13 protein-coding genes, 1 tRNA gene, 1 pseudogene and 1 riboswitch are annotated in these 18,835 nt (G+C 75.5%); of the genes and pseudogenes, 3 read left to right on the top strand and 12 right to left on the bottom strand.

Going from position 1 to position 18,835, the window contains the following annotated elements; genetic code table 11:
• Positions 1 to 13 precede the first annotated feature (13 nt).
• The gene (locus tag AB0927_RS19720) at positions 14 to 2,626 is read left to right on the top strand and encodes a CHAT domain-containing tetratricopeptide repeat protein (protein ID WP_366668911.1); all 2,613 of its coding nucleotides are present in this window, start codon (positions 14 to 16) and stop codon (positions 2,624 to 2,626) included.
• A 25-nt stretch (positions 2,627 to 2,651) separates the two neighbouring features.
• Here the strand turns inward: AB0927_RS19720 and AB0927_RS19715 are convergent, their stop codons facing one another.
• Positions 2,652 to 4,379: a LuxR C-terminal-related transcriptional regulator gene (locus AB0927_RS19715; protein ID WP_366668910.1), complete on the bottom strand. Its 1,728-nt coding sequence runs from the start codon at positions 4,377 to 4,379 to the stop codon at positions 2,652 to 2,654.
• 88 nt (positions 4,380 to 4,467) lie between these two features.
• Between AB0927_RS19715 and AB0927_RS19710 the strand changes: the two genes are divergently transcribed.
• Positions 4,468 to 5,553 (top strand): M12 family metallopeptidase, encoded by a 1,086-nt coding sequence (locus AB0927_RS19710; protein ID WP_366668909.1) that lies wholly within the window; start codon positions 4,468 to 4,470, stop codon positions 5,551 to 5,553.
• 104 nt (positions 5,554 to 5,657) lie between these two features.
• Here AB0927_RS19710 and AB0927_RS19705 read toward each other — a convergent pair whose 3' ends face one another.
• The 7 genes from AB0927_RS19705 to AB0927_RS19675 form a co-directional block, all read right to left on the bottom strand.
• Entirely contained in the window at positions 5,658 to 7,034 is a 1,377-nt protein-coding gene (locus AB0927_RS19705; protein WP_366668908.1) for an NtaA/DmoA family FMN-dependent monooxygenase, read from the bottom strand.
• A 19-nt stretch (positions 7,035 to 7,053) separates the two neighbouring features.
• Positions 7,054 to 8,274, bottom strand: a complete 1,221-nt coding sequence (locus tag AB0927_RS19700) for an LLM class flavin-dependent oxidoreductase (protein ID WP_366668907.1) — start codon at positions 8,272 to 8,274, stop codon at positions 7,054 to 7,056.
• A gap of 133 nt (positions 8,275 to 8,407) precedes the next feature.
• Positions 8,408 to 8,581 carry a hypothetical protein gene (locus AB0927_RS19695; protein WP_366668906.1) on the bottom strand — a complete coding sequence of 58 codons (174 nt, stop codon included), beginning with the start codon at positions 8,579 to 8,581 and terminating at the stop codon, positions 8,408 to 8,410.
• 193 nt (positions 8,582 to 8,774) lie between these two features.
• Entirely contained in the window at positions 8,775 to 8,924 is a 150-nt protein-coding gene (locus AB0927_RS19690; protein ID WP_366668905.1) for a hypothetical protein, read from the bottom strand.
• Between the two features lie 30 nt (positions 8,925 to 8,954).
• A riboswitch (SAM riboswitch) is annotated at positions 8,955 to 9,058 on the bottom strand.
• A gap of 78 nt (positions 9,059 to 9,136) precedes the next feature.
• Positions 9,137 to 10,024 (bottom strand): glutathione S-transferase C-terminal domain-containing protein, encoded by an 888-nt coding sequence (locus AB0927_RS19685; RefSeq protein ID WP_366668904.1) that lies wholly within the window; start codon positions 10,022 to 10,024, stop codon positions 9,137 to 9,139.
• A 184-nt stretch (positions 10,025 to 10,208) separates the two neighbouring features.
• Positions 10,209 to 10,331: a putative leader peptide gene (locus tag AB0927_RS19680; protein ID WP_365203796.1), complete on the bottom strand. Its 123-nt coding sequence runs from the start codon at positions 10,329 to 10,331 to the stop codon at positions 10,209 to 10,211.
• A gap of 137 nt (positions 10,332 to 10,468) precedes the next feature.
• Positions 10,469 to 11,920: a cytosine permease gene (locus AB0927_RS19675; protein WP_366668903.1), complete on the bottom strand. Its 1,452-nt coding sequence runs from the start codon at positions 11,918 to 11,920 to the stop codon at positions 10,469 to 10,471.
• A gap of 254 nt (positions 11,921 to 12,174) precedes the next feature.
• Here AB0927_RS19675 and AB0927_RS19670 point away from each other — a divergent pair, with 254 nt between their 5' ends.
• On the top strand, positions 12,175 to 13,626 hold the full coding sequence (locus tag AB0927_RS19670; protein ID WP_366668902.1) for an amino acid permease: 1,452 nt from the start codon (positions 12,175 to 12,177) through the stop codon (positions 13,624 to 13,626).
• A gap of 61 nt (positions 13,627 to 13,687) precedes the next feature.
• Here AB0927_RS19670 and AB0927_RS19665 read toward each other — a convergent pair whose 3' ends face one another.
• From AB0927_RS19665 to AB0927_RS19650, 4 genes and pseudogenes are all read right to left on the bottom strand, one after another.
• A complete protein-coding gene (locus tag AB0927_RS19665) occupies positions 13,688 to 15,073 on the bottom strand; it encodes a deoxyribodipyrimidine photo-lyase (RefSeq protein WP_366668901.1) in 1,386 nt (461 codons plus the stop codon).
• Positions 15,070 to 16,578, bottom strand: coding sequence for an SDR family oxidoreductase (locus tag AB0927_RS19660; protein ID WP_366669013.1), 1,509 nt, complete (start codon positions 16,576 to 16,578; stop codon positions 15,070 to 15,072). The genes AB0927_RS19665 and AB0927_RS19660 overlap by 4 nt, the downstream gene beginning before the upstream one ends.
• A 206-nt stretch (positions 16,579 to 16,784) precedes the next feature.
• Positions 16,785 to 18,649 (bottom strand): annotated as a pseudogene (locus AB0927_RS19655) (DEAD/DEAH box helicase).
• Between the two features lie 99 nt (positions 18,650 to 18,748).
• A tRNA-Pro gene (locus AB0927_RS19650) sits at positions 18,749 to 18,822 on the bottom strand.
• Positions 18,823 to 18,835 lie beyond the last annotated feature (13 nt).

The following is an 18,835-nucleotide window of genomic DNA, read 5'->3' as shown; positions in this document are numbered from 1 at the left end:
ACAGGCCACTACCATGCGAGGCGTGACAGCGGGAAGCGAGCCGGCCCTCCAACTGCTGCCCCTGGTGTTCGCCGACCCGGGCGAGGCGCGGGCACGCGCCGAACTGCTGCTCGAAGCCGGCCCGGCGCCGCTGGCCGCCAGCATCGCCCACCAGGTACTCGGCATCTGGCAGCGGGACTTCGGCGATCTGCGGATCGCGCTCACGCATCTGCGCCGGGCCCGGGACCTGGCCGCGCGCGCCGAGTCCGCCGACCGCGAGGCGGATGTGCTGGCGACGCTGGGGGTCGCACTGGTGCACGCGGGGCGCACCCGGCAGGGGCTCGCCGCCTTCGAGCGGGGTGTCGCGCGGGGCACCGGACACACCCGGGCCCGGGTGCTGTACCGGCGGGCGTACGTCTGGTGGGTGCTGGGCCGGCACCGGGAGGCGCTGGAGGACGTGCGGCGGGCGCTGCCGGTGCTCAGGCAGCTGCGCGACGACATCTGGACCGCGCGGGCGCTGACCCTGCGGGCCACGGTGCATCTGGCGCTCGGCGCGGTGGAGCGGGCCGACGCGGACTTCACGGCGGCGGAGCGGCTGTGGGACACCACCGGCCAGGAGCACGACAAGGCGGACGCGGTGGAGAGCCGGGGTCTGGCCGCGTTCCGCTCCGGGGACGTCCCGGCCGCGCTGCGCCTGCTGGACGAGGCCGAGGAGCGGTACGCGAAGCTCGGCACGCCCACCTACATGCTGTCGGTGCGGCGCTGCGAGGTGCTGATGGCCGCGGGGCTCGCCCCGGAGGCGCTGGCCGAGGCGGACGCGGCGATCGCCCTGCTCGACCGGATCGGCGGGCAGTCCACCCGCAAGGCCGAGCTGCTGCTGGCCGCCGCGCGGGCGGCCCGCTCGGCGGGGGACCCGCACACCGCGATCGCCCGCGCGGCCGTCGCCGTACGGCTGTTCGCGGCGCAGCGGCGGCCGTGGTGGGAGACGCACGCCCGGCTGGTGCTGATCGAGGCGCGGGTGGCGGCCGGGCGCCGCTCGGGGCGGCTGGTCGGGGACGCGGCGGCGGTGGCCGACCGGCTGGCCTCCTTCGGCTCGCCCGCCGCGCCGGAGGCGTCGCTGCTCGCGGGCCGCATCGCGCTGGCCCTCGGCTGGACGGCGGACGCGGAACGGCATCTGGCGAAGGCGGCCCGCAGCCGCCGCAACGGGCCGCCGCCGGCCCGGATGACCGGCTGGGCGGCGCAGGCGCTGCGGGCCCGCGCGGCCGGCTCCCGGCGGGGCGTCCTGGAGGCGTGCCGGCGCGGCCTGGACGTCCTGGACGACCACCGGATGACGCTGGGCGCCTCGGAGCTGCGCGCGCACGTGAGCGCCCAGGGCGCCGAACTGGCCGCGCTGGCCCAGGAGGTGAGCCTCACCCACGGCGGGCCCCGGCGGCTGCTGGAGTGGAGCGAGCGGTGGCGGGCGACCGTGCTGTCCACCCCGCCGACCCGGCCGCCGGCCGACGCGGCGCTGCTCAGCGGCCTCACCGCGTACCGGGAGATAGCGGCCCGCGCGGAGGAGGCCCGCATGGAGGGCCGCCCGGTGCCGGCCCTGGAGCGTGAACAGCGGCGCCTGGAGCGGGAGATCCGCTCCCGCACCCGCCACATCCGCGGCTCCGCCCCGCACGAGGGGACCCGCTTCGACGTGCCCCGGCTGCTGGACCGGCTCGGCGACGGCAGGCTGGTCGAACTCGCCGTCGTGCGGGGCCGGGTGCATGTGCTGCTGTGCGGTCAGGGCAGGGTGCGGCGGTTCGTCGGCGGTCCGCTCGCGGACGCGGTGGCCGAGGCGGGGTACGTCCAGGCCGGGCTGCGGCGGCTCGCGCACCCGGGGGCGGAGGCGCGGCTGCCGCTGGTGGAGGCGGCGGGCGCCCGGCTCCAGGAGCTGCTGCTCGCCGGGGCCGTGCCGCATCTGGGTACGGGACCCGTGGTGGTCGTGCCGCCGGGCGCGCTGCACCGGGTGCCCTGGGCGCTGCTGCCCGCGCTGCGCGACCGGGTGCTCAGCGTGTCGCCGTCGGCGGGCAGTTGGCTGCGCGCCCGCGAGACCGAGCCGCCCCGCGACGGCCGCACCGTGCTGGTGCGCGGCCCCGGCCTCGCCACGGGCGGCGCGGAGGTGCCCGAACTCGCCGGCCGCTACGGCACGGCGACGGTCCTGGAGGGCGACGACGCCCAAGCTCCGCGCGTGCTCGCCGAGTTGGACGGCGCCGGTCTCGCCCACCTCGCCGCCCACGGCACCTTCCGCGCCGACAGCCCGCTCTTCTCCGCCCTGCGCATGTCCGACGGCCCCCTGATCGTCCACGACTTCGAGCGCCTGGCCCGCAGCCCCTACCGCATCATCCTCTCCAGCTGCGACACCGCCCGTCTCGCCTCCGTCGGTGCCGACGAACTCCTCGGCCTGGTCACGGCATTGCTCCCGCTGGGCACGGCCGGGGTGGTCGCCAGCAGCGCCCCGGTCAACGACGCCGCGGTGGTCCCCCTGATGCTCGCCCTGCACAAGGGCCTCACCGCGGGCCTCTCACTGGCCGAATCCCTCCGCGACGCCCGCACCACCCTCCCGTCCGACCCGGTGCACCGGGCGACGGGCTGGGCGTTCGCGGCGTTCGGCGCCGCTTAGACCGGCCGGGCGGCGGGGCATCCGGCTACGCCGGTCTGTCGAGCAGGCAGGGCAGCGCCCCGCGGTCCCCGGTGCCGAGCCGCGTGTACGCGCTGTACAGATGGTTCCCCACCGTGCGCACGGACAGCGTCAGCCGTTCGGCGATCTCCCGGTTGCTCAGTCCCGCCGCCGCCAGCGCCACGATCTGCCGTTGCCGGGCGGTGAGTTCCCCGAGCACCAGCCCGGCCAGCGCGGGCGTGCGCGCGCCCTGGCAGCGGCGGGCGAGCGCGAGTGCCCGTGTGCGGGAGCGCCGCGCGGCACAGGGGTCGCGATGGACGCGTACGGCCTGCGCGTGCGCCTCCGCCGCGAAGAGCAGGTACCCGCGCTCCTCCAGAGCGGCCGCGGCGAGGTCCAGCGCGACCCCGTCCCCGCGCGCCAGCGCCTCGGCATGCCGGGCGAGCACGCTGCCGCCCGGCAGCGAACCGGCGGCCCGTCCGGGCTCACCGAGGCGTACGGCCCCGTACCGCGCGTACGCGTCGCCCTCGGCGAAGCCGTGCCGCGACTCCTCCAATTCGACGTCGGCCAGGGAGAGTTCGGTGCCGCACCCGGCATCCCCCGGCGCCCACCGCAGCCCCTCCCGCGCCCACGCCGCGGCGTCCCGCACCGCACCCCCCAGCCGGGCGAACCGGGCCCGTACGGCCGCGTACCGGGCCGGCAGCGGGCGTCCCTCGGCCACCGCCCACTCCCCCACCGGCGCGGCCACCGGCCGGACGTCCATCCGGTCCAGGCGGCTTTCCAGGAGCCGCCGTTCGGCTTCGAGTGCCGTGGCGTGACCGTCCGTGTCGCCGCTGAGCCGGCGCGCCCGCAGCCGACCGGTCACCGCCCGCAGCGCCGGTCCGTGCAGCGGGTCGGCCAGCGCGACGCCGCCCGCGTCGTCCACGGCGATCAGGCCGGCCGCCTCCAGCCGTTCGAGGGCGTCGAGGCCGAGGCCGGACAGGGGCAGCCGCCCCGGTTCGGCGAAGGCGAGGCGTTCGAGGATCTCGCGTTCGCCGGGCGCGGTGCGCTCCAGCACGGGCGCGAGGCGGGCGCGGACGGCCGAGGTGACCGGCAGCGGCCCGCGCCAGGCGCGCTCGCCGGTGCCGGGCACGGCGACCAGGTCCTCGCCCGCCGCGAGCGCGGTCACCAAGGACCGCAGCAGCCGCAGATCCCCCTGGCACAGCCGGTGCAGCCGCCGCACGGTGAGCGCTTCGAGACCGGCGGCGCCGAGGAGCCGGGCGGTGTCCTCCAGCGGCAGCGGGGCCAGGGCCAGCCGGGGCAGCAGCTCCCCGGTCCACAGCCGGGTGACCGCGCCGGGCGCCGGCGCCTCGTCGGTCGCGGCGACGACCAGCCGGGTGCGGCCGTGCACGGCCAGTTGGTGGACCAGCGCGGCGGAGGACTCGTCCAGCAGATGGGCGTCGTCCACGACGAGGAGCCGGACGCCGGACAGGGCCCGCACCGCGCCGTGCAGCGAGCCGGTGTCGGCGAGCAGGTGTGCGAAGGCCGCGAGCGGCAGGTCGCGGGCCTCCGGGGTGCCGGTCACCCGGGCGTGGTCGGTGCCCCGGACCGCCTCCGTGATCAGCCGGGTCTTGCCGCGTCCCGCCGGGCCGGTCACCACGATGCCGGGCCGGCCCGCTGCCGACGAGCCGCGCACCAGCTCCAGTTCGTCCTCCCGGCCGGTGAACGGCCAGGGCAGTTCGAGGGTCTTCGCGTGCTGTTCGTAAGTCCTCACACCCATCAGAGCTCCCGTACTCAGGTTTGATACAGGCGACTTGAGTAGCCCCCGACTCAGGCGCCCGCACCCGTGGGCCGGGCACGCTGGCCGCATGACCCGACGCCTGTGCTCGCTGGCACGGCAGCCGGCCCCGTCCTTCGGACCGGGGCTGACCGCCGAGCGGCAGGGCGCGCTGCTCGCCGGGCGGCGCATGTGGGTCAACGGCACGGTGCTGCACTACTGCTTCCTCGACGCCGACCACGACGCCTCGGTGATCCCGGTCCCCGGGACCGGGGAGCTGCGCCGGGTGCCGTGGGCGGGGGGCAAGGAGCAGCAGGACGTGGTCCGCGAGTGCTTCGCGCAGTGGGAGGCGCTCGGCATCGGCGTCGCCTTCGCGGAGGTCGGCGACCGGGGGGAGGCCGAGCTGCGGATCGGGTTCCAGGCCGGCGGGGGTTCCTGGTCGGCGGTGGGCCGCGAGGCCCTCGCGGTCGGCCGGGGCGAGCGCACCATGAATCTCGGCTGGGACGTGACCGCGCCGGGGGAGCGCGGCACGGTGCTGCACGAGATCGGGCACGCGCTGGGCCTGGTGCACGAGCACCAGAACCCCTGCGCCGGGCTGCACTGGGACGACGAGGCCGTCTACGCGGAGCTGGCGGGCCCGCCGAACCACTGGAGCCGGGAGACGGCCTACACCAACGTCCTGCGGGCGCTGGACACGGGGGAGTCCAGGGGCGCGGTGTGGGACCCGCTTTCGGTGATGGCCCTGCCGTTCGGTCCGGGGCTCGTGCTGGAGCCGGAGCAGTACCGCGGGGGGCTGTGTCCGGCCGGCCGGCCCTCGGAGGGGGACCGGGAGGTCGTCCTGCGCTGGTACCCGCCGGGCACCGCGTCCGGACCCGGCCCGCTGGTGCCGTTCCGGTCGGCGCCGCTGGGCCTGGGTCCGGGCGAGCAGGCGGACTTCGTCGTCGAGCCGGCGCAGACCCGCGACTACACCGTGGGGGTCTTCGGCGACGCCGACACCGTGCTCGTGGTCTTCGAGGAGCGGGACGGGGAGCCGCGTTTCCTCGCCGGCCACGACGACGGCGGCACCCCGGACAACGCGTCCGTACGGGTACGGCTCGTCCGGGGCCGCCGCTACTTCGTCCGCGTCCGCCTCTACTCCGCGTGGGGGTCGGGTCAGACGGCGGTGATGTGCTGGTGAGCACACGCGGACGGCACGGCCCATAGTCCGGCGCCGGGGGAGCGGGCGGGTACGTCACCCACGGGGGAGGTGACGTACCCGCCCGCGCCGGCGCCACGCGGTGCCTACGAGGCGGCCCGCTGGGCCGGGGCGGCGGAGTCGGGGTGGGCCAGGCCCAGGTGGTCGCGCAGGGTGGTGCCCTCGTAGTCGGCACGGAAGACGCCCCGTTCCTGGAGGAGCGGGACCACCTGGTCGGCGAACGGGTCGAGGCCGCCCGGGGTGAGGTGCGGGACGAGGATGAACCCGTCGGAGGCGTCCGCCTGCACGAACTCGTCGATGGAGCGGGCCACGGTGGCGGGGGCGCCCACGAAGGTCTGCCGGTTGCCGGTATTGATCACGAGGTCGCGGATGGACCACTTGTTGGCCTCGGCGAGTTCACGCCACTCGCGCGCGACGGCGAGCGGGTCCCGGTACATCCGCACCTGGGCGCGGCCCCGGGAGATGTGCTCCTCGCTCACCAGCGGATCGACCTCGGGCAGCGGGCCCTCCGGGTCGTAGCCCGACAGGTCGCGGTTCCAGACGAACTCCAGGTGCCTGAGGGCCGTGGCGCCGCTGACCTGTTGCCTGCGCACCTCGCGGGCGAGTTCGGCGGCCTCGGCGTCCGTGTCGCCGAGCACGAAGGTCGCGGCGGGCAGGATGAGCAACTGGTCGGGGCGGCGGCCGTACTTGGCGAGGCGGCCCTTGACGTCGGCGTAGAAGGCCCGGCCCTCCGCCAGCCCCGCGTACCTGCTGAAGATCGCGTCCGCGCCCTCGGCGGCGAACTCGCGGCCCTCGTCGGAGTCGCCCGCCTGGAAGATCACCGGGCGGCCCTGCGGGGAGCGGGGCACGTTGAACCGGCCGTGGATGTCGAAGTGCCGTCCCCGGTGCTCGAAGGCGCCGGCCCGGGTGTCGCGCAGGAAGGCGCCGGTGGCCTGGTCGGCGAGGATCTCGTCGGGGCCCCAGGAGTCGAAGAGTTCGCCCGCGGTGGCGAGGAACTCCCGTGCGCGTGAGTAGCGTTCGCCCTGGGGCAGGAATCCGCCGCGGCGGAAGTTCTCGCCGGTGAAGGCGTCCCAGGAGGTGACGACGTTCCACGCGGAGCGGCCGCCGGAGAGGTGGTCGAGGCTCGCGAACTGGCGGGCCACTTCGTAGGGTTCGTTGAACGTGGAGTTGATGGTGCCGGTCAGGCCGATCCGCTCGGTGACGGCTGCGAGCGCGGCCAGCACGGTGAAGGTGTCGGGGCGGCCGACCACGTCCAGGTCGTATATCTTCCCGCCCTGTTCGCGCAGGCGCAGGCCCTCGGCGAGGAACAGGAAGTCGAACTTGGCGCGTTCGGCGGTGCGCGCGAAGTGCGCGAAGGAGCTGAACTCGATGTGGCTGCCGGCGGCCGGGTCACTCCACACGGTGGTGTTGTTGACGCCGGGGAAGTGGGCGGCCAGGTGGATCTGCTTCAGCGGCTTGCTCATGGTCGTACGGTCCTCCGGCTCAGACGGCTGCGGCATAGCGGTTGGCGGGGCGGGCGAGGCCGAGCAGGCCGCGCAGGGTGTCCGCGCCGTAGGCGGTGCGGAACCGGTCCCGGCGCTGGAGTTCGGGCACCAGGTCGCGGCTGACGCGGGGCAGGTCGTGTCCGGCGACGGCGGGCCGCAGCCGGAATCCGGTCAGCCCTTCGGCCGCCAACTCCTCAAGCAAGTCCGCGAGTTCGGCGGCCGTCCCGGTGAAGATCCGGGCGTCGCTGGTGTACGGCTCCCCCGCGAGCGCGTCCAGCCGCTCGCGCCGCGCCTCGGCGGCGGCCCGGCTGTCGTCCAGGAAGACCACGAGGTCCCCGAAGACGTGCAGGGTCTCCCCCGCCCGCCCGGCCGCCTGCTGCTCGGCGCGGACCTCGGCCACGATCGCGCGGGCGCCCGCCGCGTCGTGCGGGGTGACGTAGCCGACGTCGGCCTGGCGGCCCAGCAGCCGGTACGGCACGGTGTCATGGGCGAGCGCCGTGACCAGTGGCTGCCCCTGGGGCGGGCGGGGCGTGATGGAGGGGCCCTTGACGCTGAAGAAGCGGCCCTCGAAGTCGATGTAGTGCAGCTTGTCCCGGTCGATGAAGCGGCCCGTCGCCCGGTCGCGGATCTCGGCGTCGTCCTCCCAGCTGTCCCAGAGCCGGCGCACCACCTCCACGTAGTCGGCGGCCTCGTCGAACAGGTCGGTGACCTGCCCCCGGGAGTCCGGGCTGCCGTAGTCCTCGATCCGGTCGACGGTGCGGCGGCCGAAGTGGGCCGCCTCGTTCGGCCGGGCGGTGATCTGCACCCGCAGGCCCGCGCGGCCGGTGCTGACGTAGTCCAGGGTGGCGATGGCCTTGGAGATGTGGAACGGCTCGGTGTGCGTGGCCACCACGGTCGGGACCAGGCCTATGTGCCGGGTGAGCGGGGCGACGCGGGAGGCGATGAGGACCGCGTCGAGCCGGCCGCGGACCTGGTCGGTGCGGTCGTCGGGGTCCAGCCGGTGCGCGGACTGGGGGCCGAGGCCGTCCTCGATGGTCACGAAGTCGAGCAGTCCCCGCTCGGCCTCGGCGACCAGGTCGGCCCAGTATCCGGCGGTGAACAGGTCTCCGGGGCGGGCGAGGGGCTCCCGCCAGGAGGCGGGGTGCCAGCCGGTGCCGTCCAGGGCGACGGCGAGGTGGAGGTGGTGGTCGGGATGGTCGAAAGCAGCGGCAGAGGACACGAGTCGGGCGCCTTCCTGGGTGTCCGTACGAGGGCGTGCCGGGCCGCGCCGGTGGCGGGGCACGGCGGTGGGCCGGCGCGGCGGGCCGGGAGATCCGCGCGGCCGGGGAGAGCGGGCTGAACGGGGAGCGGCGTCAGGAGCGGCAGCGCGCGCCGGCCGCGCGCCGCAGGTCCGCGCGGGACCGGGAGCACCGCACGGCGGAACAGCCCCTGACCGGGTGTTCCCGGACGTGGTCCAGGGTGTCGGGAGACGTGCCGTTCGGGGGCGCCCCGGCGAGGGAGGCGGCGGCGTCTGGGGATCGGCTCATGGCGGACTCCGGGGAAGCGCGGGCGTGAGGGGTACGACGGGCCGGGCGCGGCCCGCGGCGCGGCTCGGTGCGCACGGCGGCGCCGCACGGGAACGCGCGGGAACGCGGCGGGAGTTGGTCCGGGCGGACCGGGGCCGCGGGGCGGCGCACCCCGGCACGCGGGGTTACGGCCGGCGGGGCGGTGAGGTGGGGGTCAGCCCCGGCGGCCGCGGGCCGCGCCCGGCGCGGTACACAGCGCGCTGCTGACGCGCAGCAGGTCGACGGCGCGGTCCGCGACCAGGGCGGCGCGCGGCGGTACGCAGCCCTGGGGGCGGCTCGGGGCCGTCCTGGGAGCTGCGTACATGGCGTCACCTGTCACTGTCCGGCCCCGTGGGGCTCGCGCGAGTCGTCGTCCGGTCCGGTCGTCATTTGGGGCACCCGACGCGTCGCGAGGGCTGCCGGTCAGCGAGCCGGGGCTTGGCGCTGACGCTCATGACCGTTCTCGGGCCGAGAGTAGTCCAGTGGGCGCCGCGGATGTCAACGCCCGTCCGCCACCTGGACATCCGCGGGCCGCGCTCAGGGGCGGGAGGTGTCGGGGGAACCGGCGGTGTGGGCGGCCCAGTCCAGGATCTGCACGGCGGCTCCGGCGGCCTCCAGGCCCCGGCAGCGGCCCTGGTGGCGGCGTGCGATGCCGTCGAGGTCGAGGTGGCGGCCGAAGGCGGGGTGGGCGGCGAGCCGGCGGGCGTAGGCCCACAGGGCCCGGTGCCCGGCGACGCGCTGCACGGCGGACGCGTCGAGGTGCAGGCGGTGCACCAGGTCCAACTGCGCCAGGGCGACCCAGAGTTCGACGTCGGCCGCGGTGAGCCGGCCGTCGACCAGGTACTCCTCCCCCGCCAGCCGCCGCTCCAGGCGGTCCAGGGTGTCCAGCAGCACGTCGAGCGCGGCGGCCCGCTCGGCCGGTCCGGCACCGGCCCGCCCCGCGCGCTGGGCGGCCTCCTCGATGCCCTCGGCGCACATCCGCTCGACGGCCGCGGTCACGGACTCCAGTCCGGGCGGGTACAGGGGACCTCCGCCGGTGCGCGGGAAGCGGTCCAGGTCGCGCAGGATGTCGCGGGCGTGGGTGCTGACGATGCGTCCGGACCAGTCATCGCTGAGCGCGGGCGCGAGGGCGGGGCCCCGGTAGTGGTGCGCACTGGCCTCGTACAGCGGGCGCAGCTCGGCGTGGCCGCCGTCGTCACCGTCCGGGAGGGCGGGCAGGAAGGTGACCGGACAGCTGCCGGCCAGGCCGAGCAGGCTGTGGCCGACGGCGAGCCGGAGTCCGTCGGGACAGGCGGTGGACAGGTGGAGGCGGTAGCGGTGGGGCACGGCGTAGTGGCCGCTGCGCGCGTCCCGGCCGAGCCGGCCCCGGAAGACGGGCGCGGCGCGGTGGGCGGGCGGGACGGCGGCGAGCGGAGTGATGGACATGCGTCTCCCCGGGTCGTGGGCGTACGAGGGGCGCGTCGGCGGGAGCCGTCGGGCGGTGGCCGCGAGGGCCGGGGCGGCCGGGGTGCGCGGGCCCTGGCGCGGCGCGCGGCACGGCGCCTGGTCCGGCGCGGGGCCGGCGTCGGGCGGGAGGGCGCTCGGCCCGGGTCCGACGGCGGGCCCTGGATCAGCGCGGGTCGCCCAGGGCGCTGCAGACGCGCAGCAGATCGATGTGCCGGCGGGAGGTGAGCAGCGGGGTGCGCGTCGGCGTCCGGCCCGCTCGGCCGGTGACCGCTTCGAGGCGCGCCATGATTCCCTACCCGTTCACTAGGATTCCCTACGAGGAGTGTCGATCCCGCTCCGCGCGGCGTCAAGAGGTTGTCCACCGTCAGGGACCTGGCTGGCCGGCGGCGGTCGTTCGGGGCTCCCTCCTCAGGGCTCCCGCCCTCAGGGCTCCCGGTGCTCGCCGGCCGCCCGCTCCAGTTCCTCCGCCTCCGCCCGGGCCAGCCGCGCCTCCGCCTCGACGTCGAGGGAGCGGGTCAGCCACCAGTACAGGACGGCGGCGACCGGCAGCCCGACGAACAGGGAGATGTCCGCGCCGCCGAGCGCCTTCGCGGCGGGGCCCACGTACAGGGTGCCGACGGAGAAGAACGGCACCATGGCCGCGAAGCCGGCCAGGTAGGAGATGATCCCGTGCCGGCCCCAGCGGCCGTAGATGCCGCGGGGATCGAAGATCTCGGCGACGGCGTAGTGCCCGCGGCGCACCACGTAGTAGTCCATGAGGTTGACCGCGGTCCACGGGATGAACAGGTAGAGGACCAGCAGCAGGAAGTCGTTGAAGTCGGCGAGGAAGTGGGCGGTGGCGGCGAGCGCGCCGATCACGGAGAGCGCGGCGGTGAGGCCGAGGGTGAGCAGGCGCACGGCGAGCGTCGGCCGTACCCGCCGTACGGAGTCGATGGCGCTGATGAGGGTCAGCGAACCGCCGTACATGTTGAGCGCGGTGACGGAGACGAGGCCGAGGGCGGCGAAGAGCAGCACGATCGCCCCGAAGCCGTCGAACACCTTGTCGCCGGCGGCGTCGATCGAGGCGATGGTCTCGAAGCGCGGACCGGCCCAGGCCGCGAGCAGTGCGCCGAGCACCATCATCCAGATGCCGCCGAGCGCCGAGCCGAAGTAGGTCCAGTAGAAGGTCCTGCGGACGGTCACGTCCGGCGGGAGGTAGCGGGAGTAGTCCGAGACGTAGATGGCCCAGCTGATCTGGTAGCCGGCGACCACGCCGAACTGGGCGAGGAACGGCGTCCAGGCGAAGGCGCCGAGGTCGAAGGAGCCGGCCGGGTAGTGCAGGGTGAGCAGGATGCCGACGGTGAAGATCCCGAAGACGACCAGGAAGACGTAGGTCAGGATCCGCTCGGCCTTGTGGATGACGTCGTAGCCCACCAGGGCGATGACGAGCGCGGCCACGGTGACCGCGAGGACCCAGGGCTTCACCCCGCCGTGCACGGTGGTGTGCAGGGCGTCGGCGGCGAGGATGCCGTTGAAGACGTTGAACCCGGCGTACTGCACATAGGCGAAGAGCCACACCAGGAGCGCGCCGACATAGCCGAACTGCGGCCGCGACTGGATCATCTGCGGCAGGCCCAGCTGGGGGCCCTGGGCGGAGTGGAAGGCCATGAAGAAGGTGCCGAGGAGGGTTCCGGAGACGATGGCCAGCAGCGACCAGACGAGGTTGCCGCCGCCGGTGACGCCGATCAGCCCGACGGCCAGGGTGGCGATCTGGGCGTTGGACATGAACCACAGGGGCCCCAGGTGCCACAGCCGGCCGTGCCGTTCGTCCAGCGGGACGTAGTCGATGGACCGGACCTCGATCCCGGAAACCCCGCCCCGTGCCGACATGCCCATGCCGCCTCCCGAGCCCGCTCCGTACCACGGTGTCCCGCGCGTCACATGGTGCACCGGCGGGGCCTCGGTGACGAGACCGCGGACGGCGGCACCGCAGATATCGCGGCCGAAAAGGACCCCAAGCTCACTTTTTGCGTGCGCGGAATGCCCGGACAAGACAAGAATCGGCGATTTTGCGACAGGTGGGGGCATCACCGACCATGGCTGAGTCCCGGCGATCCCGGGACATCGGCTTGATGAGAGGCGCACCACCCATGCACGTCACCGGAACCGCTCCCCGGCCGGCTCCGGCCCCCTCGGAGACCCCCGCGGCCCCCGTCGGGGACCCCCAGGGCTCGCCCAGCCGGCACGCGCGCCGGTTCGGGCTCCCCGTGGCCACCGCGCTGGTCATGGGCAACATCATCGGCGGCGGCATCTTCCTGCTGCCCGCCTCCATCGCCCCCTACGGCACCGTCAGCCTGGTCGCCTTCGGCGTGCTGACCGTCGGCGCCATCGCCCTCGCGCTGACCTTCGGCAAGCTCGCCGCGCGCGATCCGCGTACCGGCGGCCCGTACGTCTACGCCCGCGGGGCGTTCGGCGACTTCGCGGGCTTCCTCGCGGCATGGTCGTACTGGATCACCACCTGGGTGTCGAACGCCGCGCTCGCCGTGGCCGCCGTCGGCTATCTGGACGTGCTGATCCCGGTGAGCGGTCATCGCTGGACCGCGTGTCTGGCCGCGCTGGTGATCCAGTGGCTGCCCGCGCTCGCCAACTTCGCCGGCACCCGCTACGTGGGCGCCGTCCAGCTCGTCTCCACGGTGCTGAAGTTCGTGCCGCTGCTGCTCGTGGCGGTCGGCGGACTGTTCTTCTTCGACCCCTCCCGGCTCGGGCCGTTCAACTCCAGCGGCCAGGGCGCGATCGGCGCGGTGTCCGCCTCCGCCGCGCTGCTGCTCTTCTCCTACCTCGGGGTGGAGTCCGCCGCGGTCAGCGCCGGTGAGGTCCAAAACGCCCGCCGCAACGTGGGCCGCGCCACCGTGATCGGCACCGCGGGCGCCGCGCTGGTGTACCTGCTGGGCACGCTGGCCGTGTTCGGCACGGTCGCGCACCACCGCCTGATCCACTCCACCGCGCCGTTCTCGGACGCCGTGAACGCGATGTTCGGCGGCAACTGGGGCGGCTGGGCGGTGGCGATCGCGGCCCTGGTGTCCATGACCGGCTGCCTGAACGGCTGGACCCTGCTCAGCGCCCAGACCTCGTACGCCGCCGCGCGCGACGGGCTCTTCCCGGCCACCTTCGCCCGGCGCCGCCGGGGCGTGCCGACGACCGGCGTCGCCGTCACCGTGGTCCTGGCGTCCCTGCTCACCGCCTACAACTACCTCTCCGGCTCCGGCAGGGTCTTCGAGGTGCTGGTCCTCGTCACCACCTTCACCGCGACCGTCCCCTACCTGCTGGCCACCGCCGCCCAGCTCTTCCACCTCGTCTCCGGCCGCTCCGCCTCGGTGGACCGGGGGCGGCTGGTGCGGGACGCGGTGGTCACCTCGATCGCGGCCGCCTTCTCGATCTGGCTGATGGCGGGCGCCGGCTACGCGGCGGTGTACCAGGGCGCGCTGTTCCTCTTCGCCGGCGTCCTCGTCTACGCGGTGATGACGGCCCGCCGCCACCGCACGGCCACCCCGGCCACCCAGGCCACCCCGGTCGCCCCGGTCGCCGACGGGCACACCCCGTAGCCCGACCGCGCCGGGGGCGACGGCTCGCGCCGGCTGGCAGGCTGACGTCCGCCGGCCGCGGTCACCCCCGCCGTTCGCGGGCCCGGCGGAACCGGTCCAGGCCCTCGGCCAGGCCGACCACCGGATCGGGGTAGCCGAGCGCGGCCCGCTCCGCACCGGGCAGTTTCCACGGCTCGTGGACGGCCGGGGCGGCGACGCCCCGCAGCTCGGGCACCCAGCGGTGCACGTAGCTGCCGTCGGGGTCGTGGCGCCTGGCCTGCGCGACGGGGTTGAGGACCCGGTTGGGCCGGGTGTCGGTGCCGGTCCCGGCCACCCACTGCCAGTTGAGCTGGTTGCTGGCGATGTCCCCGTCGACCAGCCAGTACAGGAAGTGGGCGGCACCGATGCGCCAGTCGACGTAGAGCGTCTTGGTCAGGAAGCAGGCGGTCAGCAGCCGGGCCCGGTTGTGCATCCAGCCCTCGTGGCGAAGCTGCCGCATCGCCGCGTCGATCACCGGGTAGCCGGTACGGCCCTGCCGCCACGCCTCGGCGTCGGCGCGCGCGGCACTCCCCGTGCGCCAGCGGTCGTCCTTGGCGCGGTAGTCGGCGCGGGCGGCGTCGGGGCGGGCGGCGAGGACCTGGAGGTGGAAGTCACGCCAGGCGAGCTGCCGTACCAGCGCCTCGGCGCCCGGTCCGCCGTGGCGGCGGGCCCGGTGCACCAGTTCCACCGGGGACAGGGTGCCGAAATGCAGATGCGCGGAGAGCCGGGAGGTGGCGTCGGCGGCCAGGTCGTCGCGGGTGTCGTCGTAGGCGTCCAGGCCCGCGCGCCAGTAGGCGCGCACCCGCGCCCGGCCCGCGCACTCGCCGCCGGCCGGGAGGGCGGGCGAGACGCCGGTGACGTCGGCGCGGGCGGGCAGCGGTTCGCCCCGCACCCGGTCCGGCACGCGCACCCGGCGCGGGGTGGCCAGCGGCGCGCGCAGCCGGGCTCGCGCCCAGTGCCGGTGGTACGGCGTGAAGACGGCGAAGTGATCGGAGGCGGCGGGAGTCAGCTCGCCGGGCGGCACGGCCACGGTCACCGCGTCGTGCACGACCAGCCGGCGCCCCTCGGACTCCAGCGCCCGCCGGAGCCGGTCCTCCCGGCGCGTGGCGAAGGCGCTGTGCGCGGCCGCCAGGTGCACCTCGCCCGCGTCCGCCTCCGCCGCCACCGCGCGGACCTGCGCCACCAGATCGCCGGACCGCACCACGAGCCGCCCGCCGCGCTCGCGCAGGGACGCGTCCAGGTCGGCCAGGCAGTCGGCGAGGAAGGCGGTGCGGTTCGGGGTGGCGAACCCGGCCGCCTCGACGGCGCGGTCGCGTACGAACAGCGGGACGATCTCGTCGGCGGCCGCCAGCGCCGCGCACAGCGGCGGGTGGTCGTGCAGGCGCAGGTCGGAGGTGAACAGGACGACCGAGACGCGCGGGGCGGTCATCTCGCCTCCGGTGGCCGGCCGGCGGCGCCGTCACCGTCGTGCTGATCCTGCCGGATGCGGGCGGCGGCGCGCACGATGTTGCGGGCCATGCCCCCGAAGACGATCGCGTGGAAGGGCGAGACGCTCCACCAGTACAGGTGGCCGAGCAGTCCGCGGGGGTGGAACAGCGCCCGCTGCCGGTACCGGACGCCGTCGTCGCCGTCGTCCACCCGCATCTCCAGCCAGGCGAGTCCCGGCAGCCTCATCTCGGCGCGCAGCCTCAGCAGCCGGCCGCGCTCGATCTCCTCCACCCGCCAGAAGTCCAGCGAGTCGCCCACCCGCAGCCGCCGCGCGTCCCGCCGGCCCCGGCGCAGGCCCACGCCGCCGACGAGCCGGTCGAGCCATCCGCGCACCGCCCAGGCCAGCGGGAAGGAGTACCAGCCGTGCTCCCCGCCGATGCCCTCGACGACCCGCCACAGGGCCTGCGGCGACACGTCCGCCGCGCGCTCCCGCACGTCCGTGTACAGGCTGCCGCCCGCCCAGTCCGGGTCGGTCGGCAGCGGATCGCTCGGGGCGCCCGGCACGGAGGCGGACGACCAGCGGGTGTCGACCTGGGCCTCGCGGACCCGCTGGAGCGCCAGGGCGACGGCCCGGTCGAAGCCGAGGGGGTGGCCGGGCGGGTTCGGCACGTACCGTTCGATGTCGTGCTCCTGGCAGACGACCTCGTGCCGCAGCGACTCGGTCAGCGGCCGCGCGATGGCGGCCGGCACCGGGGTCACCAGCCCGACCCAGTAACTGGACAGGCCCGGCGTGAGCACCGGCACGGGCACGATCAGCCGCCGGGGCAGGCCGGCCACCGCGGCGTACCGCCGCATCATGTCCAGGTAGGTGAGCACCTCGGGGCCGCCGATGTCGAAGGCGCGGCTGACGTCCGGGGGCAGCCGCGCGCAGCCCACCAGGAGGCGCAGCACGTCCCGTACGGCGATGGGCTGGATACGGGTGTGCACCCAGCGCGGGGTGACCATCACCGGCAGCCGCTCGGTGAGGTACCGCAGCATCTCGAAGCTCGCGGAGCCCGAGCCGATGATGACGGCGGCGCGCAGGACGGCGGTCGGCACGCCCGAGTCGAGCAGGATGCGGCCGGCCTCGGCCCGGGAGCGCAGGTGCGGCGACAGCTCCCGTCCGGGAACCCCGGCGGGGGTCAGCCCGCCGAGGTACACCAGGCGTCCCACTCCGGCCCGGCGGGCCTGCTCGCCGAAGACGCGGGCCGCCTCCCGGTCGGTGCGCTCGAAGCCGCGGCCCGTGCCGAGCGCGTGCACCAGGTAGTAGGCCACGTCCATGCCCGCCATCGCCCGCGCCACCGACTCCGGGTCCGTGACGTCGCCCGGGACGATCTCGACCCGGCCGGCCCACGGGTGGTCGCGCAGCTTGCCCGGGGTGCGGGCCAGACAGCGCACCCGGTACCCGGCGTCCAGCAGTTCCGGCACGAGCCGGCCGCCGATGTACCCGCTGGCCCCGGTGACCAGACAGGCCGGCGCCCCGGTCCCGGGCGCGGTCCCGGCCGCTGTTCCGTCCGCTGTCCGGTCCGCCACGGGTCCGCCCTCGTCCACGTTCGTGTCCCGGTGCGTCGGATCGCTCCCGGCTGTCTCCAGCGTGGCGGCCAGCTCACGGAAACGCGCCCGGGGCGGGTGCCGATCGGGTGACGTCCGCGGCGGCCCCGCCGGGAGGGCTGTCACTCGCTCGGTTGCAGCGGGCTCCCGTCCCCCACGCCCAGCCGCGCCTGTTCCTCCTCGACGATGCGGCGGGCCAGCTCGGTGTCCGAGACGTCGACCGCGTCCGCGCTGGCCTCGGCCACGGCACTGCGGCGCGCGTAGGCGTCGAACAGGCGGGTCTTGGCCTCCAGCATTTTCACCAGGCGTTCGTCCACGCCTCCGGTGGCGAGCAGGCGGTACACCCGCACCGGCCTGACCTGCCCCATGCGATGGGCCCGGCCCACCGCCTGGTGTTCGACGGTCGGCTTGAGCTGGGGTTCGCAGATGACGACGACGGAGGCGGCCTGGAGGTTGAGGCCGACCCCGGCCGCCTGGATCTGCGCCAGGAGCACCGCGGGGCCCGTGACGGCCGCTGGAGGCTCGGCAGTTCCGTCAGCACGTCCACCTGGTTGCGCCGCAGGTAGACGGGGGCGACGGCGTCGCGGAACGCCACCGATCCGGCCGGCGCGTCCCCCTCGCCCAGGGCGTCCGCCATCTCCCGGTGCAGCATCCCGACCAGGTCGCGGAACTCGGCGACCCGGTTCTCCATGGGGGTTCCGGTCATGAGCAGCACGCGCTCGCAGTGCTCCGCCCACCGGGCCACGGCCTGGGACCGCTTGGCCTTCGGGTTCTTCACGCAGTGGGCCTCGTCGACGACGAGGAGTCCGACCTCCGCGCCGCCCGGCGCCGGAAACCCGCGCAGCGCCTCGAACGTGGTCACCCCGACCCCGCCCCGGTCCTGCCAGTCGGCGAACGCGTCCTGCCGGTCGGGCCCGTGGAGCACCTGGACGCGCAGTGCGCTGCGGGCCTCGATCTCGCGGGTCCAGTTGACGAGGACGCTCGCCGGGCAGACGACCATGAAGTGGCTCTGCCCCTCGGCGGCGAGGTGCGCCAGCACGGCGATCGCCTGGATGGTCTTCCCGAGTCCCATCTCGTCGCCGAGTATCACCTTGCGCTGCGCGAGGACGAACCGCGCGCCGAACGCCTGGTATCCGCGCAGGGAGACCCGCCGGTGCGCGTCGGCGAGCCGCTGGGTCCGCACCCGCTCGGCGATCTCCCGCGGCAGGAAGCCCTCGGCGGCGGCCGCGTCCGGCAGCCGCCCGGAGATCTCGGCGAGCAGGCTGTAGTACTCGGCGGAGCGGAGCTCGAAGTCCACCCACGCCTCGATGCCGGACGGCGTTCCGCGCAGCAGGTCCACCGAGGTCTGGGCCAGCGTCTCGGGCAGGCCCGCCCGTTCCGCCCCGTCCACCAGCGAGCGGATCCCGGCGAGCGCCGTCAGGGCGCGCGCCCTCTTCTGCCGCCCGGCCAGCAGCATCCTGAGCCGTCCGGCGGCGGGCCTGGCGTCGGCCAGCAGCGGGCCGAGCCGCTTCGACAGGGCCGCGGCCTCGTCCACCGCGCGCCGGGCCCGCGGGCCCGCGCCCACCAGGACGTGGAGGGCCTCGACGAGCGCGGTGGTCGCCGGTTCCGGCCGGTCCACGTCGAGGTGGACGGCCACCGTCTCGTGCACGGCCTCGGACAGGCGTCGGGCGGCGGCGAGCATCTGGTCGACGGTGCGCTGCCCGACGCCGGGAATCTGGCGCAGCCGGTAGGGGCCCGCTTCGAGCACGCGGCCCACCGTGCTCAGGCCGCTCTTGTCGATGTTCCCGAGCCGCAGGCGTCCCTCGGTGACGTCCTGGAGCCGGGCGACCGGGATGGCGTCGAGTTCCCGCTGGACCGCCGCGTCGTGGATCGGCTTCAGCGCCGCCCGCACCGCTTCGACCGCCCCGGCATGGTCGCCGGCCACCGCCTGTGCCGCCTCGTACAGCCGCGCGCCGCGCGCGAATGCCTCCCGCCCGCCGTGCCCCACCCTCGTTCGCCCCCGCTCTTCGCCACCGGACTCGGGCGGAACGGCCGAAGGGCAGTTCCGGATCTCTCCGAAACTGCCCTGACCTGCGACTCCATCGAGTCGGGACGACAGGATTTGAACCTGCGACCCCTTGACCCCCAGTCAAGTGCGCTACCAAGCTGCGCCACGTCCCGTCGCGGTCTCACG

It is taken from the genome of Streptomyces sp. NPDC048106 (assembly GCF_040706415.1).
Taxonomy (GTDB): Bacteria; Actinomycetota; Actinomycetes; order Streptomycetales; family Streptomycetaceae; genus Streptomyces.
This window is presented reverse-complemented; position numbering and strand designations above follow the sequence as displayed.

Excerpts from the sequence above, each read along its gene's own strand:
- AB0927_RS19665 (WP_366668901.1), bottom strand. The coding sequence starts at position 15,073 with ATGACCGCCCCGCGCGTCTCGGTCGTCCTGTTCACCTCCGACCTGCGC.
- AB0927_RS19710 (WP_366668909.1), top strand. The coding sequence starts at position 4,468 with ATGACCCGACGCCTGTGCTCGCTGGCACGGCAGCCGGCCCCGTCCTTC.
- AB0927_RS19695 (WP_366668906.1), bottom strand. The coding sequence starts at position 8,581 with ATGAGCCGATCCCCAGACGCCGCCGCCTCCCTCGCCGGGGCGCCCCCG.
- AB0927_RS19670 (WP_366668902.1), top strand. The coding sequence starts at position 12,175 with ATGCACGTCACCGGAACCGCTCCCCGGCCGGCTCCGGCCCCCTCGGAG.
- AB0927_RS19705 (WP_366668908.1), bottom strand. The coding sequence starts at position 7,034 with ATGAGCAAGCCGCTGAAGCAGATCCACCTGGCCGCCCACTTCCCCGGC.
- AB0927_RS19690 (WP_366668905.1), bottom strand. The coding sequence starts at position 8,924 with ATGTACGCAGCTCCCAGGACGGCCCCGAGCCGCCCCCAGGGCTGCGTA.
- AB0927_RS19675 (WP_366668903.1), bottom strand. The coding sequence starts at position 11,920 with ATGGGCATGTCGGCACGGGGCGGGGTTTCCGGGATCGAGGTCCGGTCC.
- AB0927_RS19720 (WP_366668911.1), top strand. The coding sequence starts at position 14 with ATGCGAGGCGTGACAGCGGGAAGCGAGCCGGCCCTCCAACTGCTGCCC.
- AB0927_RS19685 (WP_366668904.1), bottom strand. The coding sequence starts at position 10,024 with ATGTCCATCACTCCGCTCGCCGCCGTCCCGCCCGCCCACCGCGCCGCG.
- AB0927_RS19680 (WP_365203796.1), bottom strand. The coding sequence starts at position 10,331 with ATGGCGCGCCTCGAAGCGGTCACCGGCCGAGCGGGCCGGACGCCGACG.
- AB0927_RS19715 (WP_366668910.1), bottom strand. The coding sequence starts at position 4,379 with ATGGGTGTGAGGACTTACGAACAGCACGCGAAGACCCTCGAACTGCCC.